Raw genomic sequence first — 806 nt, forward strand, 5'->3', positions numbered from 1 at the left:
TGGCTGCTAGCGAGGTCTGGACGTCTTTTCGAACGGCTTGAAGGGCATCGATCACGTAACGCGTTACATGGAACCGGTCCGCGACTCGAAGGGCGTTTGGAAAACATTCCTGAATCCAGGCATGGTAATAGGGAGCCAGATCCATCACGACCGCCTTGGGACGAAGCGCCAAAAACTCCGGGTGCTCCTGTGCATAATCCCGCAGTTCTTCCAACTTGCGTCCGGGCAAGATATCCAGCAACGCCTCGCCTCGGAGGTTATGGATGCCGGTATTGTAGGTATGACCTTTTCGAATCGCAAAGTCGTCGATGCCCAGCACGAGATGGCGGCTGTTCGCGGCATCGTCCCACGCCAGTTGGCGAAGCCGGTCACTTTCCACAGACAACCATTGTTGCTGCTTGGTCTGCAATGTGCTGACCGGCATGTGATGGATTTCCGCGCTCTGCTTGACAGTGGAGACCGACGCGGTGCGAATGGCCTGTTGCTCGAACGCGGTACTGTAGCGTCTGCCAGGACGGACAAACGCGTACTGCCAAACAAAACCGGCATGGCAATTCTTGCAGAACAGACGGATGGCCGGAGCTAGGAGATAAACGATTTTGCCGAAAGCGTCTGTGTGCCGGATTTTCCGGGTTTTGTTACTGCCTTTGCGGATGACCGAACGATCCGAACGGCAAATGGGGCAAGCCTGTTTGTGTGACTTTGGAACAATCTGAATATGAATCGTTTGTTCATCCATTTCCACAATTTGTTGAACCTTTACCTCTGGTAACTTGACAAAAAGATCGGTATACTGGTTGTGCATC

The 806-nt window shown here is 53.2% G+C and carries 1 protein-coding gene; it reads right to left on the bottom strand.

Annotation, left to right across the window (positions count from 1 at the left end):
• A partial coding sequence (locus tag ACFO8Q_RS23880; RefSeq protein WP_380029887.1) for a transposase occupies window positions 1–805 on the bottom strand: 805 nt, incomplete at its 3' end.
• Window position 806 lies beyond the last annotated feature (1 nt).

The sequence above is a fragment of the Effusibacillus consociatus genome (genome assembly GCF_042652925.1).
In the GTDB taxonomy this organism is placed as follows: Bacteria; Bacillota; Bacilli; order Tumebacillales; family Effusibacillaceae; genus Effusibacillus; species Effusibacillus consociatus.